Here is a 14,282-nt window from a genome sequence, read left to right on the forward strand (position 1 = left end):
GATGGGGCGCGAAAGCGTGGGACACAAGGACGGGAAGGCTTCGACCAAGAAAAACAGCCAGTTGATCTTGCGTTTGGACAAAGGTGAACGCGATGCCTTTGTCGAACTTTGCAAGCAACTGGACACGTCGGCGGCGCGCGAGATCCGGCGTTTCATTCGCGGCTTCATGAAGGAACATTCCAAGGATTGATCCGGGTTCAGGCGGGCCGACGCAGAACCGCCGTCGCAACTCCCATCCCGATCAGTGCGACCCCGCCAAGCCGGGTCAGGCCGTTTACGACATTTGCGCGCCCGATCACCAGGCGCAGCCGGTCCGCCAGAAACGCATAGGCCAGCGCGTTGATCCATGCGAGGCCGACGAATGTGGCGATGAGAATGGCAAATTGAGGCATCAGCGGCTCTGCCGGCCGCAGGAATTGCGGCACGAAGGCAATGAAGAAGGCGATGGACTTGGGATTCAGTGCGGTAACTGCGGCAGCGTGATAGAAGACGCTGTGCGGTGTGACATCGCGTTTTTTCTTGACCGTTCTCAACCCGCTCGTGGGCGCGCTGCGCAGCAACTTGATACCCAACCAGACCAGATATGCCGCGCCGACCCACTTCAGCACGGAAAACAGCGTAGCCGACGCAAGAACCAGCGCACCTAGCCCCAATAGAGAGGCCGTCATGGCGACGAGGTCTCCCAAGGCCACGCCCGAAGCCGAGGCGACGGCGACGCTGCGACCCTTGGACAGCGCATAGCTGAGAACCAGCAGAACCGTCGGCCCGGGTATCAGCAGCAAGGCGGTCGAGGCGGCCACGAAGGCGAGCCAGAGTTCCAGTGGCATGGGTCCATCCTGTGGCAGCTGCCGAAAACTGGCCGCTCGCGCAGCAGCCTGTCAAGCCGGGCGTGATTGCGCCTACAAGACCCGGCCCGCGACGGCGTCCAGTCTTGCCAAAACCTGCGGGTCGCGTTTTTCCGGCGCCGTCAGCATCGCGAAGTCCAGCGCGCGGTCGCAGCCATGCGGGCAGGGCGTGCGCTCGGGCCCCAGCAGGGCGGGCAGCCCCTTGACCAGGGCGCGGCCCTTCTCGGCATTGCCGGTCAGGGTCGCGATGATGGCGGCCACATCGACTTCGCCGTGATCGGGGTGCCAGCTGTCATAGTCGGTGACCATGGCTATCGAGGCATAGCAAAGCTCGGCTTCGCGGGCGAGCTTGGCTTCGGGCATGTTGGTCATGCCGATCACGTCGGCGCCCCAATGCTCGCGGTACATACGGGATTCCGCCAGCGTCGAGAATTGCGGGCCTTCCATCGCAAGGTAGGTGCCACCGCGATGGATCGTGATGCCTGCGGCCCGGCCCGCGGTCTCGCAGGCGTCGGAAAGCCGCGGGCAGGTCGGCTCGGCCAAGCTGACATGGGCGACGCAACCTGTGCCGAAAAAGCTTTTGTCCCGGGCGAAGGTGCGGTCGATGAACTGATCCACGATCACGAAATCGCCCGGCGCCATATGTTCCCGGAACGAACCACAGGCCGAAGCCGAGATCACATCCGTCACGCCAAGGCGTTTCAGCGCGTCGATGTTGGCGCGGTAGGGGACATCGGTCGGAGAATGGACATGGCCGCGACCGTGGCGCGGCAGAAACGCCATCTCGACGCCGCCAAGCGCGCCGGTCAGGATCTGGTCCGAGGGCGTCCCCCAAGGGGTATCGACCGTCACCCATTCGGCGTTCTCGAGCCCGTCGATGTCATAGATGCCGGATCCGCCGATGACGGCGATTTTCGTACGGGTCACGCGATTACTCCCTGCTGAGCCTTTTTCCTGTGGAATTTCTGCGGACCGGAGCCGGAATTGGCAAGGGCAAAGGCTTATCCGCCCTGCCTGACGAGGCCGCGGGCACGGGATTGGTCCAGGAAATCTGCCCAGGCTTCGCCGAACTCGCCAAGCGGCCAGGTCAGGTCTTGAGCCTGCCCGTTGCGGTCGCGGAACGTGAAACGGTAGGCGCCGCCGTCTTGCATCGCGGCGATCAGCTCCTGCGCCTGTTCCCCGTCGAACTCGCAGCCAAGCCCGGTCAGGCATCCGGGGCGGCGGGTGCGCCAGCGCGTGTCGCCAGCCGCCTCGATCCGGAAGCCATTGGGCGAAAACAACGTGCCCGGCTCCATTCCGAACGCGACCTTGAAGCCGGAAGGTTCCGGCGTGATGAAAAGGAATTGAGCAGCGAAATTCGGGCGCGGCGAAAAGACGTCTACCCGGCGGATGTAGCATCTCTGCCTCAACGCGCCGCTCTCTTCGCGTTCGTCGCACATGGAATTCCAGATGCCGAAGATCTGGTGATGCGTCACACGCCAGTTGCCGGGAGTGTCGTTGCCTTGCATGTCCTGTGCCAGGGCGGGCGAGACTAAGAAAAGGAAAACAAGAATCCAGCGCATGCCGAAAGAGATGCCGACCGTCCTGCCTCCGTTCAAATCACGTTGCCGAGAGGTTGTTTGTTATGCGCACAGCGCATGGCAGTATCCCGCATGGTGCGGTGGCTCAAGGGGACCGCAGAGGGTACAAGGCCCCTTCGCGCGAAAACCGACCTTACCGACAGGACCGTCCAATGTCCCGAGCCTTGCTGGCAAGTTTTGCCAATCGCCTAGCCATACCCGATCTGCGCTGGATGCCCGACGAAGGGTTGACCCCATCGCGGCTGCGGATCGAATTGCTGTCCGGCTTGACGGTTGCGCTGGCGTTGGTGCCCGAGGCGGTTGCCTTTGCCTTTGTTGCGGGCGTGCATCCGCTTGTGGGCCTATATGCAGCCTTTCTGGTCGGGTTGATTACCGCGCTGATCGGCGGCCGGCCGGGCATGATTTCGGGTGCGACCGGCGCATTGGCCGTCGTGATGGTCGCCTTGGTAGCGCAGCACGGGGTCGAATACCTGTTCGCGACCGTAGTTCTGATGGGAATTCTCCAGATCATCGCCGGAGCCATGCATTGGGGCCGGTTTATCCGGCTGGTGCCGCATCCGGTGATGCTGGGCTTCGTCAATGGCCTCGCCATCGTGATCTTTCTGGCGCAGATGGGCCAGTTCAAGGTGCCGGGTTCGATGGTGAATTCGGGCCATGGCATGAGCGGCGGCGAATGGCTGTCGGGCCTGCAACTTTATACCATGCTGGGCCTTGTCGCGCTGACCATGGCGGTAATCTGGGTCATGCCGCGCGTTACCCGCGTCGTTCCCGCCCCGCTGGCCGGAATCGTGGTCGTCGCGGCCTTGGTGATCGGATTCGGCCTGGATGTGCCGCGCGTGGGCGACCTGGCCTCGATCGAGGGCGGCTTGCCGCAATTCCACATCCCCATGGTGCCGTTGAACAGGGAAACCCTGCAGATCATCCTGCCCTATTCAGTGATCCTGGCCGCAATCGGCCTGATTGAATCCCTGCTGACCCTGAACCTGGTCGGAGAAATCACCGGCAAGCGCGGCGGCGCAAGCCAGGAATGCATCGCGCAAGGCACCGCGAACGTGGTCACCGGGTTCTTTGGCGGCATGGGCGGCTGCGCGATGATCGGCCAGTCGATGATCAACGTCAAATCCGGCGGTCGGACCCGCGTGGCCGCGATCGCGGCGGCGCTGTTCCTGCTTTTGTTCATTCTCGTCGGTTCGCCCCTGATCGAACAGATTCCCCTCGCCGCGCTGGTGGGCGTGATGTTCATGGTGGTCATCGGGACCTTTGCCTGGAACTCGTTCAACATCCTGCGCAAGGTACCGTTGATGGACGCCTTCGTGATCGTGCTGGTCACCGTCGTGACCGTGATGGAGGATCTCGCCGTTGCGGTGGTCGTCGGCGTGATCGTCTCGGCGCTGGCCTATGCCTGGAACAACGCCAAGCGCATCTATGCCGAAACCGAGACCGGCGAGGACGGGGCCAAGATCTATCGCGTCATGGGGCCGCTGTTCTTTGGGTCGTCGGACGGGTTTGTCGAACTTTTCGACCCGCAGGCCGATCCCGAGCGCGTGATCGTCGATTTTGCGGGCAGCCGCGTCGTCGATCAGTCCGCCCTGCAGGCGATCGAAGCCGTCGCTGCAAAATACGAGGCCGAGGGCAAGCAGATCCAGTTGCGCCACCTGAGCCGCGACTGCCACCAGCTACTGAACAAGGCCGGTCATCTGATGGTCGACAGCGACGACGACCCGGATTACGGGCTGGCGGTGAACTATTCCGTCCGCACCGGGATTCTGGGCGGTCACTGAAGCAAAAAGTTCAGGTCGGACTTTTCCTGCCAGGTGCCAAGCTTTCAAGCGCCGCGATGTCGCCCGACATCAGCGGCGCCTCGGCTTGCGCGATCACTTCGGCGGGCCAATCCCACCATTGCAACGCCTCGAGGCGGTCGATGACGTCTTGTCCAAAGCGGAATTTGCGGACTTCCGCCGGGTTTCCGGTGACAATGGCGTAGGGCGGGACGGATCCGCGAACGACCGCGCCCGCGCCGATCACCGCACCGTTGCCGACCCGCGCGCCGGGAAGGATCAAGGCCCCATAACCGATCCAGACATCGTTTCCGATCACCGTGTCGCGCACATCGGGCTGAAAACCCGTCATGTGGTCCGGATCGAAGACCGGGAAGGGAAAACAGCTCAGCCCCGACATGGCGTGGTTTGCGGACGAGGTGATGAAGCGGACCCCGTGTGCGATCTGACAGAACTTGCCGAGAACAAGGTTTTCTTCGGAAAATGGGAAGAGATATGGCGCAAGCCGCGCCGCCCAGTCCTCGGGCGCATCGAAATCCGAGGCATAGCTGTAGGCCCCGGCCTGAAAGCGCGGGTGATCGATGGCCTGCGATAGAAACACCGTGCCCTCGTGGTCCGATCCGTCAGGCAGGGTTATCGGATAGCGGCGGTTCGGGTCGGGCAGAGGCATCAGTCGTCCGGCCGCTTCAGGCTGAAAAGTTCGCGCACCACCGAGTAGTCCCGATATCCCAGCCGGGCCAGCGGCTGGAACGTCGTCACGTCGAACATGCCGTCGCGCAGACAGTCGTCGCGAAGGTGGATGCCAGTGACTTCGCCGAACACAACGCGGTTGGCTTCTCCCGGCAAGGTGACGATCTGCGTCAGCTTGCATTCCAGAGAGGCCGGAGCGCCTTCGATCCGGGCGCAGTCGATTGTTTCGCACTGCACCGGTGTCAGCCCGGCCTGGACGAATTCGTCGGTGCCCTTGGGCAGCGTTGCCGAACTTGCGTTCATTGCGTCGCGCCGCGCGTATTCGACGATGTTGACGCAGAAGACACCGGTTGCCTCGATATTGGCCACGCTGTCCTTGGTGCCGTTCTGGTCCGGCTTGGCGCCGGTCGAGGCGAACATCACCTGCGGCGGCGTATAGGCGACGCCATTGAAAAAGGAATAGGGCGCCAGATTGTTGATCCCGTCCGCATCACGTGACGATATCCATCCGATCGGTCTGGGCGTGATGATCGCGTTGAACGGGTTGTGGGGCAGGCCGTGGCCGTCTTCGGGGCGATAGAACATTCCGGTCTCCAAGCGTTTGCCCAAGGCGTAGCGAAGTGTTAGGCGGAATGCCACACATGAAAAGAGGGCCGGAGTGCAGCAGTTCCGAATCAGGCCGGAAGAGCCGGGAGATTGGTGGGAAGTCGAGGCCCTCTACGACCTGTGCTTTGCGCCCGGTCGCGAGGCGCTGTCGTCCTACCGTCTTCGGGATGACGTGCCGCCGGTATCTGGCCTGTCGATGGTCGTGCGCGACGCCGAAGAAATCCTGGCGGGTGCGATCCGGTTCTGGCCCGTGCATGTCGGCGCGTCGGATGCGCTGCTGCTTGGACCGGTTGCGGTTCATCCGACCCATCAGGGCGAGGGGCTGGGCGCTTTTCTGATCCGCGAAGGAATTGTCGCCGGACGGGAAATGGGCTGGCAACGGGTGATGCTGGTCGGGGACGCGCCTTATTATTCACGCTTCGGTTTTTCGCGTCTCCACGGCGTGGAGATGCCGCCGCCCACCAACCCCGAGCGGGTCCTGGGCATGGATCTGACGCCCGGTGGCTGGGAGAACGTGCGGGGGGCGGTGACCCGTTGGCGGAAATAGCCCATTGAAACTCGTCCCTTGGGTGCCGATCTCTTTGTGGAAGGAGGGTTTGCCGATGCAGGACGTGGTTCTGGTTGAAAAGGTGGATCCAGATACGGAGTTGGAACGGCTTGCGGCAATCTACAATGCCGCGGGCGGGGCGGGCATTAGGCTTTTGAACCGGTTCGGCGGCAAAGCAGAAGCCTTGCTGGCGCAATTGCCGCCGCCCGTGCGCGACGGGCTATACGAAGCCACCGAGCGGGCACTTTGGATTGCCATTCGCGCCGCGCAGGGATCCCGTCGCGCGGTGCCCGACCAGAAACCCTGGGTCAACACCGCCGTTACGACCGCGATGGGCGCTGCGGGCGGTTTCGGAGGATTGCCGACGGCCCTGGTGGAATTGCCTGCCACCACGACGATGCTGCTGAGGGCGATCCAGGGCGCGGCGGCCGAAGAAGGCTTTGATCCCGGGGCGGAAAACGTGATGTTCGACTGCGTCCGGGTTCTGGCGGCAGCGGGCCCGCTGGCGCAGGACGACGGGGCCGACCTCGGTTTCTTCTCGGTTCGCCTGACGTTGACCGGCAGCACGGCGCAACGCCTGATCGCCAGCGTCGCGCCGCGCCTTGCCAGCGCTCTGGGGCAAAAGCTTGCGGCGCAGTCCGTGCCGGTTCTGGGGGCGGTCGCCGGCGGCGGCACGAATTTCGTCTATGCGCGCTACTACCAGCAAATGGCGCGGGTGCAATTCGGTCTGCGCAAACTGGCGATCAATTCCGACATTCCCCACGAAGAACTGGTCGACCGGCTGGCCACGAGGATGAGCGAAAGGCTGTCATAGACCAGATCGCCCCGTTCGTACCCTCCATATATTGTGTCATGATTGCTGATTGCGGCAAGATACGCCATGTTTCATCATCGTGATGCCTGACATCTGCCCGATTTCCGGTTATGCTGGAGCCGGAGGGAACAGATGAACGCGAAATTGTCCACCAACTTGCAGCGTGACGCCGGCAGCAGTCCGGTTCATCTGCAATACGGCGCGTTGTGCTACCGGTTAGACGACGGCAAGCTGCAGGTTTTGCTTGTTACTTCGCGCGAGACCGGTCGATGGGTCATTCCAAAGGGATGGCCGATCGACGACACCGAACCATCGGAAACAGCGGCGCACGAAGCCTGGGAAGAGGCCGGGGTCGTCGGGTCTTGCAAATCCAAGAGCGTCGGCAGCTTTTCTTACACCAAGGTGAGACCTAGCAAGGGCAATGTCTTATGCTTGGTCAAGGTCTACCCGCTGCGCGTCCGCAAGCTTGTAAGCGATTTCCCCGAAAGCGGGCAAAGACGCCGCAAATGGTTCTCCGTCAAAAAGGCGGCGCAGAGGGTGGCGGAACCCGGGCTGGTTGAAATTTTGCGTGAATTCAGCCCACGATTGTTGAACTAAGCCGTGAAGAAGGCTTGATCTTATCGGGCCGGTGGATATCTATCCGAGGACCCGACTTTTTGAGTGTGCGATGATTCAATACGCCCTGAAATGCAGCGAAGGTCACAGCTTTGACAGCTGGTTTCAGTCGGCCGAGGCTTATGACAAGCTCGCCGCTGCCGGAATGGTGTGTTGCGCAGTCTGCGGCGGCAGTGATGTCGAAAAGGCGGTCATGACGCCGCGCGTGCGTCCGGCGCGAGACGCGGCCGCGGTTCCCCTTCCCGCCAAACCGCCGCCAGAATCCAGGAAGTTGTCCATGCCGGCGTCGGCCGCGGAGCAGGCCTTGGCCGAGTTGCGGCGCAGGATCGAAGAAAATTCGGATTACGTGGGCAGGAATTTCGCGGACGAGGCGCGCAGGATCCATCTTGGCGAAGCGCCCGAACGGTCGATATACGGCGAGGCCCGGGCGGACGAAGCCAAGGCGCTGGCCGAAGAAGGCGTTCCGGTGGCCCTGCTTCCCTTCATTCCCAACCGAAAGACAAACTGACCCATGCATGTCGTGATCACCGGGGTCAACCGCGGGATCGGACACGCCTTGGCGGTGCATTACCGGCGGGACGGACATGAGGTTACGGGAACCGCAAGGGACGGGAACGCGGATATCACGCTGGACGTGACGGATCCGATGCAGCAGGCGGCCATGGCGGAGACGCTCAGGTACAAACCGGTCGATCTGCTGATCTGCAATGCGGGGGTTTATCTGGACAAGGGGCAGGGGATTGACGGCTACCCGGTCGAGATGTGGGCCCAGACCTTTGCGGCCAATGTCACCGGTGTCTTCCTGACCGTTCAGACGCTTTTGCCCAACCTGCTACAGGCAAGGGGAAAAGTTGCGATCATGTCCTCGGTGATGGCGTCGGATACGCTCGCGCCCGGCGGCAGCTACATCTACCGGGCCTCCAAGGCGGCCGTGCTGAACCTGGGGCGCAACTTGGCCACGGACCTCCGATCGGAGGGCATCGCCGTGGGCATCTACCACCCCGGATGGGTGAAGACCGACATGGGCGGAGCGGCAGCCGATATCACGGTAGAGGCGGCCGTTCCCGGGCTGCGCGCCCGTTTCGACGCGCTGTCGCTTGGAACAACCGGCTGTTTCGAGGGATGGGACGGCCAGCCGATCCCTTACTGAGCGGCTACCGCGGCCTTCGGGATCTCGTAGACCTCTCCGGGCGCAATGAAGATCACCAGCATGTCACCGCGGGTTTCGGTGGTCATCTTCGAGGTCGAACTGGACGCCGTCGCTTCGCCGCCTTCGAAATAGATCCGCCGCACCTCTCCTGTCTTGAGCTGCACGGCCAGCGTCGTGGTGCCGTCATCCTTGTGCCGCAACTCCGCCGGGCAGCTTTCGATCGGTTGGCCCTCAACCGCGGCGCAAGGCACCGTACCCAGCGAGTTCTGACCGTCCGTGCCCGAGACCGTGGGCACCTGGGCTGCGGCCGGTGTGGAAAGCAGGGCAAGGGCAATGATGAAACGGCGCATCCGCAACCTCTCGAAATGGAAAAACTCGCACTAGGCTTGCACTGCAAAAATCCAAAGTAAAGCTTTGCCGACCCGTGATTGCGGCGTCTTTGTCCACTTGCCCTTGGATGCCCCCTCGCATATGAGGCACGGGACCGGAATTCCAAGGCGCGGAGACACTTGGCCCCATGCCCGTACTCGTGATGAAATTTGGTGGCACATCGGTAGCCAATCTCGACCGCATTCGTCGCGCGGCCAAACGGGTCGGTGTCGAAGTGGCCAAAGGCTATGACGTCATCGTCATAGTCTCGGCAATGTCGGGAAAGACCAACGAACTGGTGGGTTGGGTCGACGAAATCTCACCGCTCTATGACGCGCGGGAATACGATGCCGTCGTATCCTCGGGCGAGAACGTGACCGCCGGCCTGATGGCTCTGACCCTTCAGGAAATGGACGTTCCCGCCCGCAGCTGGCAAGGCTGGCAGGTGCCGCTGATCACGACTAGCGCCCATTCGGCGGCCCGCATCGAAGAGATCCCGACCAAGAACATCAACCAGAAATTCGCCGAAGGAATGAAGGTTGCCGTCGTGGCCGGCTTTCAGGGCATCTCACCCGAGGGGCGGATCACCACGCTGGGCCGCGGCGGGTCGGACACCACCGCCGTTGCCTTTGCCGCCGCATTCGAAGCCGAGCGGTGCGACATCTACACCGACGTTGACGGCGTCTACACGACCGACCCTCGCATCTGCGGCAAGGCGCGGAAACTGGACAAGATCTCGTTCGAGGAAATGCTCGAGCTGGCCTCGCTCGGGGCCAAGGTGCTGCAGACCCGTTCGGTGGAACTGGCGATGCGCTACAAGGTGAAACTGCGTGTTCTCTCGAGCTTCGAGGAACAATCCGACGAGGCGGGCACGCTCGTCTGCGATGAGGAGGAAATCATGGAATCCAATGTTGTCTCCGGCGTCGCCTATTCGCGCGACGAAGCCCAGATGACGCTGCTGTCGGTCGCCGACCGTCCGGGCATCGCCGCCACGATCTTTGGCGCCCTGTCGGATGCGGGCGTAAACGTCGACATGATCGTGCAGGACGTCTCGGAAGAGGGGCGTACCAACATGACCTTCAGCCTGCCCGTCGACCAGGTGAAACGCGCCGAGAAGGCCATGAACGACATCAAGGGCGTGTCGCTGAACTATGACACTCTGCAGATCGAACCGGATGTCGCCAAGGTGTCGGTCGTCGGCATCGGCATGCGGTCGCAGTCCGGCGTGGCGGCCAAGATGTTCAAGGTGCTCTCGGATGAGGGGATCAACATCAAGGTCATTACAACCTCCGAGATAAAAATTTCCGTACTGATTGACCGAAAATACATGGAACTTGCCGTTCAGGCGCTGCATGATGCGTTTGGACTGGACAAGGCAGCCTGAGTATCTGGGACTAGGGTCCGCCTGACGCCAAAACAAGTGTATGGGGGCCATGGCTGAGGGCACCGAAACGGAATCCCGCAAGCTGCTCAAGCGGTTGCGCGAAGAAATGGCCAGCGAAGCCGCTGGCCAGGAACGGCTGGACCGGATCACCCATCTGATCGCGGACAGCATGCGCTGCGAAGTGTGCTCCATCTATCTGTTCCGCGACGAGGAAACGCTGGAGCTTTGCGCAACCGAGGGCCTTGCGCCAGAGGCCGTGCACCAGACCCGGATGCGGATGGGCGAAGGCCTGGTCGGGCGGGTCGCCAAGTACGGCCAGGTCATCAATACGCCCGATGCGCCCTCGGCCAAGGGCTTCCGTTACATGCCTGAAACGGGCGAGGAACGGTTCTCCTCATTTCTCGGGGTGCCGGTTCAGAGGCTAGGCGAAAAGCTGGGCGTTTTGGTCGTTCAATCCCGCAATGCGCGGGAGTTTTCCGCCGACGAAGTCTACGCGCTGGAAGTCGTCGCCATGGTCCTTGCCGAAATGGCCGAACTGGGCGCGTTCATCGGCGAGGGCGCGGCCCTGTCGCCGTTGCACCAGCAATCCGTTGTGCTGACTGGCGGCCCGGCGCAGGAGGGATCGGCCGAAGGCCATGTCTGGCTGCACGAGCCGCGGGTGGTCGTGACCAACCCGATCGCCGACGATCCGCACCGCGAATTGGAACGGCTCAATGAAGCCGTCGAGGAATTGCGGATCGGCGTCGACAAGATGCTCGAGATTTCGCAGGGCGGCGACAAGGAGCAACTGCAGGTTCTCGAAGCCTACCGGATGTTCGCCAACTCCAAGGGCTGGATGCGCCGCATGGAAGAGGACATCGCCCGCGGCCTGAGCGCCGAAGCCGCTGTCGAGAAGGAACAGTCCCAGGCCCGCGCGCGGATGAGCCAGGTCACTGACCCATACCTGCGCGAACGCCTTGCCGATCTGGACGATCTCAGCAACCGGCTGCTGCGCATCCTAACCGGGCAGACGAACAAGGCGGGCTTGGAGTTGCCTGCCGATCCCATCCTGGTCGCGCGCAATATCGGCCCGGGAGACCTTCTGGAATACGGACGTTCACTGAAAGGCATCGTTCTCGAGGAGGGATCGGTCGGCAGCCACGCGACCATCGTGGCGCGGGCCCTTGCCATTCCCCTGGTCGTGCACACTCAACGCATCACCACCGAGGCGCTGAACGGCGATCACATCCTGGTGGACGGCGATCAGGGCGTCGTGCATCTGCGCCCCGAAGAGAACGTCGTCGGCGCTTTCCGCGACAAGATGGCGATGCAGGCCGAGGCGCAGGAACGCTACGCCTCGATCCGCGAAAAACCGGCGGTCACGTTGGATGGGCACAAGATCGATCTGGTCATGAATGCGGGCCTGATGGCCGATCTGCCGTCTCTGCCAAGCTCGGGCGCCGAAGGCGTCGGGTTGTTCCGGACCGAGTTGCAGTTCCTGATCCGCAACAAGATGCCGAAGCGGTCGGAACTGGTGGCGCAATACGAACGGGTGCTGGACGCGGCGAAGGGCAAGCGGGTCGTGTTCCGAACGCTCGATATCGGTTCGGACAAGGTGCTGCCCTACATGAAGCACGTGGCCGAGCCGAACCCGGCATTGGGCTGGCGCGCGATCCGGGTCGGGCTGGACAAGCGCGGCGTCATGCGGATGCAGTTGCAGGCGCTGCTCCGCGCCGCCAAGGGCCGGCCCCTGACCATCATGTTCCCCTTCGTCGCACAGGCCGAAGAATTCCGCGAGGCGCGGGCGGAGATCGAAAAGACCATCGCCCGCGAAAAGCGGCTGGGCCACGTCCTGCCCGAAACGCTCGAAGTCGGCGCGATGCTGGAAACGCCCTCTCTCGCCTTTGCGCCCCAGAAATTCTTTGAAGAGGTGGATTTCATCTCGGTAGGCGGCAACGACCTTAAGCAGTTCTTCTTTGCCGCCGACCGCGAGAACGAACTGGTGCGGCGCAGGTATGACACTCTGAACGTCAGCTTCCTGACCTTCATCGAGCGCATCGTCGAACGGTGCAGCGTCTCGAACACGCCGCTGAGCTTCTGCGGCGAGGATGCCGGACGCCCGATCGAGGCGCTCTGCCTTGCGGCCATGGGGATCCGCTGCCTGTCCATGCGCCCCGCGTCCATCGGCCCGGTCAAGAGCCTGCTTCGGCGGTCCGACCTTCAAGAGATCCGCAAGATCATCTCGGATGTCCGCCACCGCGGCGAGCAGAGTGTGCGCCCTGCGGTGATGGAGTGGCTGCGCGACAACGGCTGAGCGGCGCCTGGACCGCTCGTTCCTGGGTTTGCCTTGCTACCCTTGCCTTTTCGTTGGTTTTGCTCCAGAAGTGGCTCGCTGCTGTTAGCGATAACGGCGATCTTCAGGCGGCAGGCCCGACAGCCATGCTATGATGGCCGGGTGAACCTCGAAAGGAGCCTTGCATGGTTTCACGCGTGATACCGGTTGACCCGTTCGATCTGGTGTTGTTCGGCGCCACTGGCGATCTGGCGCAGCGCAAGATCCTGCCCGGGCTGTATCACCGTTTCGAGGTCGGCCAGATGCCGGAAGAGGCCCGGATCGTCGCCACGGGCCGCCGGGAAATGGATGACGCCACGTTCCGTGATCACGTTCGTTCGGCCATGAAGGAGTTCGCGCCCGAGGTGAAGGCCGAGGTTCTGGGCCGGTTCCTGGAACGGGTCGAATACGTGGCCGTCGACGCAAGGGGCGATTACGGCTGGTGCCGACTGGCCGGCTCGCTGCGTCCGGACGTCGTGCGCGCCTTTTACCTGTCGGTGGGCCCCAGCCTGTTTCAGGGGATCGCGCAGCGGCTTCACGATCACGGGCTGGCGACCCCCGACAGCCGGATCGTGGTAGAAAAACCCTTTGGTCACGATCTGGCCTCTGCCCGGGCCCTGAACGAAGGGCTTCGCACCAGTTTCGAGGAACACCAGATCTACCGGATCGACCACTACCTGGGGAAAGAGACGGTGCAGAACCTGATGGCGCTGCGTTTCGCCAATTCCCTGTTCGAACCGTTGTGGAACGCCACGCATATCGACCACGTGCAGATCACCGTTGCCGAAACCGTCGGCATCGAGGGGCGCGAGGCATATTACGATCAGTCCGGCGCCATGCGTGACATGGTGCAGAACCATCTGGTGCAGCTTTTGTGCCTGATCGCGATGGAGCCGCCTTCGAAATTCGCGCCGAACGCCGTCCGTGACGAGAAGGTCAAGGTGATCGAGGCGCTGGACCCTGTCGAACCGGGCGACATCGCGCGGGGGCAGTATCGCCCGGAAAGGGGCGACGACGGGTATCTGGACCACGTGGGCAATCCTGACAGCCGCACCGAGAGTTTCATCGCGCTCAAGGTGCGGGTCGCCAACTGGCGCTGGGCCGGGGTGCCGTTCTACCTGCGCACCGGCAAGCGGCTGCGCGCCCGGGAATCCGAGATCGCGGTGGTCTTTCGCGATCCGCCGCACACGATCTTTCCCAACGTCGGCCATCTGCGCGGCAACATCCTGGTGATCCGCCTGCAGCCGGACGAGGGGATCACGCTCAGCACGACGATCAAGGATCCGGGGCCGGGCGGCTTTCGTCTGGCGGATGTGTCGCTGGACATGAGCTTTGCCGAGGCGCTGGGCGCCGATGCCCGCGCGCAGGACGCCTATGAACGTCTTGTCATGGATGTCATTCGCGGCGACCAGACCCTGTTCATGCGCGGCGACGAAGTCGAGGCGGCCTGGGCCTGGGTCGATCCGGTGATCAAGGGGTGGGAAGACGGCCGCGACCGGCCTTCGCCCTATGATCAGGGCAGTTCCGGCCCGGAAGAGGCGCTGATGCTGATGCATCGCGACGGCCGGCGCTGGCGCCAGATCGGAGGTTGAG

The 14,282-nt window shown here is 62.9% G+C and carries 16 protein-coding genes; 10 read left to right on the plus strand and 6 right to left on the minus strand.

Going from position 1 to position 14,282, the window contains the following annotated elements; genetic code table 11:
- Nucleotides 1–67: 67 nt before the first annotated feature.
- Nucleotides 68–190: a hypothetical protein gene (locus tag FGK63_RS21120; protein WP_281282113.1), complete on the plus strand. Its 123-nt coding sequence runs from the start codon at nucleotides 68–70 to the stop codon at nucleotides 188–190.
- 7 nt (nucleotides 191–197) lie between these two features.
- Here the strand turns inward: FGK63_RS21120 and FGK63_RS09715 are convergent, their stop codons facing one another.
- From FGK63_RS09715 to FGK63_RS09725, 3 genes are all read right to left on the minus strand, one after another.
- Nucleotides 198–827: a LysE family translocator gene (locus FGK63_RS09715; RefSeq protein WP_138841632.1), complete on the minus strand. Its 630-nt coding sequence runs from the start codon at nucleotides 825–827 to the stop codon at nucleotides 198–200.
- A 72-nt stretch (nucleotides 828–899) separates the two neighbouring features.
- Entirely contained in the window at nucleotides 900–1,772 is an 873-nt protein-coding gene (locus FGK63_RS09720; protein WP_138841634.1) for an S-methyl-5'-thioadenosine phosphorylase, read from the minus strand.
- 74 nt (nucleotides 1,773–1,846) lie between these two features.
- Nucleotides 1,847–2,407 (minus strand): invasion associated locus B family protein, encoded by a 561-nt coding sequence (locus tag FGK63_RS09725; RefSeq protein ID WP_138841636.1) that lies wholly within the window; start codon nucleotides 2,405–2,407, stop codon nucleotides 1,847–1,849.
- Between the two features lie 170 nt (nucleotides 2,408–2,577).
- Between FGK63_RS09725 and FGK63_RS09730 the strand changes: the two genes are divergently transcribed.
- A complete protein-coding gene (locus tag FGK63_RS09730) occupies nucleotides 2,578–4,206 on the plus strand; it encodes a SulP family inorganic anion transporter (protein WP_138841638.1) in 1,629 nt (542 codons plus the stop codon).
- A gap of 10 nt (nucleotides 4,207–4,216) precedes the next feature.
- Here FGK63_RS09730 and FGK63_RS09735 read toward each other — a convergent pair whose 3' ends face one another.
- Together FGK63_RS09735 and FGK63_RS09740 are read right to left on the minus strand one after the other, a co-directional pair.
- Complete coding sequence (locus FGK63_RS09735) at nucleotides 4,217–4,873, minus strand: CatB-related O-acetyltransferase (protein ID WP_138841640.1); 657 nt, start codon at nucleotides 4,871–4,873, stop codon at nucleotides 4,217–4,219.
- The gene (locus tag FGK63_RS09740; RefSeq protein WP_138841642.1) at nucleotides 4,873–5,478 is read right to left on the minus strand and encodes a flavin reductase family protein; all 606 of its coding nucleotides are present in this window, start codon (nucleotides 5,476–5,478) and stop codon (nucleotides 4,873–4,875) included. The genes FGK63_RS09735 and FGK63_RS09740 overlap by 1 nt, the downstream gene beginning before the upstream one ends.
- A 73-nt stretch (nucleotides 5,479–5,551) precedes the next feature.
- Here FGK63_RS09740 and FGK63_RS09745 point away from each other — a divergent pair, with 73 nt between their 5' ends.
- From FGK63_RS09745 to FGK63_RS09765, 5 genes are all read left to right on the plus strand, one after another.
- Nucleotides 5,552–6,046 carry a GNAT family N-acetyltransferase gene (locus FGK63_RS09745; RefSeq protein WP_138841644.1) on the plus strand — a complete coding sequence of 165 codons (495 nt, stop codon included), beginning with the start codon at nucleotides 5,552–5,554 and terminating at the stop codon, nucleotides 6,044–6,046.
- A gap of 55 nt (nucleotides 6,047–6,101) precedes the next feature.
- The gene (locus tag FGK63_RS09750; RefSeq protein WP_138842307.1) at nucleotides 6,102–6,860 is read left to right on the plus strand and encodes an EcsC family protein; all 759 of its coding nucleotides are present in this window, start codon (nucleotides 6,102–6,104) and stop codon (nucleotides 6,858–6,860) included.
- A gap of 132 nt (nucleotides 6,861–6,992) precedes the next feature.
- A complete protein-coding gene (locus FGK63_RS09755; RefSeq protein WP_138841646.1) occupies nucleotides 6,993–7,457 on the plus strand; it encodes an NUDIX hydrolase in 465 nt (154 codons plus the stop codon).
- Nucleotides 7,458–7,527: 70 nt separating this feature from the next.
- A complete protein-coding gene (locus FGK63_RS09760; RefSeq protein ID WP_138841647.1) occupies nucleotides 7,528–7,983 on the plus strand; it encodes a DUF1178 family protein in 456 nt (151 codons plus the stop codon).
- Nucleotides 7,984–7,986: 3 nt separating this feature from the next.
- Nucleotides 7,987–8,625 carry an SDR family oxidoreductase gene (locus tag FGK63_RS09765; protein ID WP_138841649.1) on the plus strand — a complete coding sequence of 213 codons (639 nt, stop codon included), beginning with the start codon at nucleotides 7,987–7,989 and terminating at the stop codon, nucleotides 8,623–8,625.
- Here the strand turns inward: FGK63_RS09765 and FGK63_RS09770 are convergent.
- Complete coding sequence (locus tag FGK63_RS09770) at nucleotides 8,619–8,975, minus strand: hypothetical protein (RefSeq protein WP_138841651.1); 357 nt, start codon at nucleotides 8,973–8,975, stop codon at nucleotides 8,619–8,621. The genes FGK63_RS09765 and FGK63_RS09770 overlap by 7 nt on opposite strands.
- Before the next feature lie 167 nt (nucleotides 8,976–9,142).
- On the opposite strand from FGK63_RS09770, the gene FGK63_RS09775 reads away from it, so the two are divergent.
- The 3 genes from FGK63_RS09775 to zwf all read left to right on the plus strand — a co-directional run bounded on the left by FGK63_RS09775 (nucleotide 9,143) and on the right by zwf (nucleotide 14,281).
- Entirely contained in the window at nucleotides 9,143–10,378 is a 1,236-nt protein-coding gene (locus FGK63_RS09775; RefSeq protein ID WP_138841653.1) for an aspartate kinase, read from the plus strand.
- A 49-nt stretch (nucleotides 10,379–10,427) separates the two neighbouring features.
- A complete protein-coding gene (ptsP, locus tag FGK63_RS09780) occupies nucleotides 10,428–12,671 on the plus strand; it encodes a phosphoenolpyruvate--protein phosphotransferase (protein WP_138841655.1) in 2,244 nt (747 codons plus the stop codon).
- A 164-nt stretch (nucleotides 12,672–12,835) separates the two neighbouring features.
- Nucleotides 12,836–14,281, plus strand: a complete 1,446-nt coding sequence (zwf, locus tag FGK63_RS09785; protein WP_138841657.1) for a glucose-6-phosphate dehydrogenase — start codon at nucleotides 12,836–12,838, stop codon at nucleotides 14,279–14,281.
- Nucleotide 14,282 lies beyond the last annotated feature (1 nt).

Source organism: Ruegeria sediminis (assembly GCF_005938215.1).
Taxonomy (GTDB): Bacteria; Pseudomonadota; Alphaproteobacteria; order Rhodobacterales; family Rhodobacteraceae; genus Ruegeria; species Ruegeria sediminis.

Excerpts from the sequence above, each read along its gene's own strand:
- FGK63_RS09715 (WP_138841632.1), bottom strand. The coding sequence starts at position 827 with ATGCCACTGGAACTCTGGCTCGCCTTCGTGGCCGCCTCGACCGCCTTG.
- FGK63_RS09725 (WP_138841636.1), bottom strand. The coding sequence starts at position 2,407 with ATGCGCTGGATTCTTGTTTTCCTTTTCTTAGTCTCGCCCGCCCTGGCA.
- FGK63_RS09730 (WP_138841638.1), top strand. The coding sequence starts at position 2,578 with ATGTCCCGAGCCTTGCTGGCAAGTTTTGCCAATCGCCTAGCCATACCC.
- FGK63_RS09735 (WP_138841640.1), bottom strand. The coding sequence starts at position 4,873 with ATGCCTCTGCCCGACCCGAACCGCCGCTATCCGATAACCCTGCCTGAC.
- FGK63_RS09740 (WP_138841642.1), bottom strand. The coding sequence starts at position 5,478 with ATGTTCTATCGCCCCGAAGACGGCCACGGCCTGCCCCACAACCCGTTC.
- FGK63_RS09750 (WP_138842307.1), top strand. The coding sequence starts at position 6,102 with ATGCAGGACGTGGTTCTGGTTGAAAAGGTGGATCCAGATACGGAGTTG.
- FGK63_RS09755 (WP_138841646.1), top strand. The coding sequence starts at position 6,993 with ATGAACGCGAAATTGTCCACCAACTTGCAGCGTGACGCCGGCAGCAGT.
- FGK63_RS09760 (WP_138841647.1), top strand. The coding sequence starts at position 7,528 with ATGATTCAATACGCCCTGAAATGCAGCGAAGGTCACAGCTTTGACAGC.
- FGK63_RS09765 (WP_138841649.1), top strand. The coding sequence starts at position 7,987 with ATGCATGTCGTGATCACCGGGGTCAACCGCGGGATCGGACACGCCTTG.
- FGK63_RS09770 (WP_138841651.1), bottom strand. The coding sequence starts at position 8,975 with ATGCGCCGTTTCATCATTGCCCTTGCCCTGCTTTCCACACCGGCCGCA.
- FGK63_RS09775 (WP_138841653.1), top strand. The coding sequence starts at position 9,143 with ATGCCCGTACTCGTGATGAAATTTGGTGGCACATCGGTAGCCAATCTC.
- ptsP (WP_138841655.1), top strand. The coding sequence starts at position 10,428 with ATGGCTGAGGGCACCGAAACGGAATCCCGCAAGCTGCTCAAGCGGTTG.
- zwf (WP_138841657.1), top strand. The coding sequence starts at position 12,836 with ATGGTTTCACGCGTGATACCGGTTGACCCGTTCGATCTGGTGTTGTTC.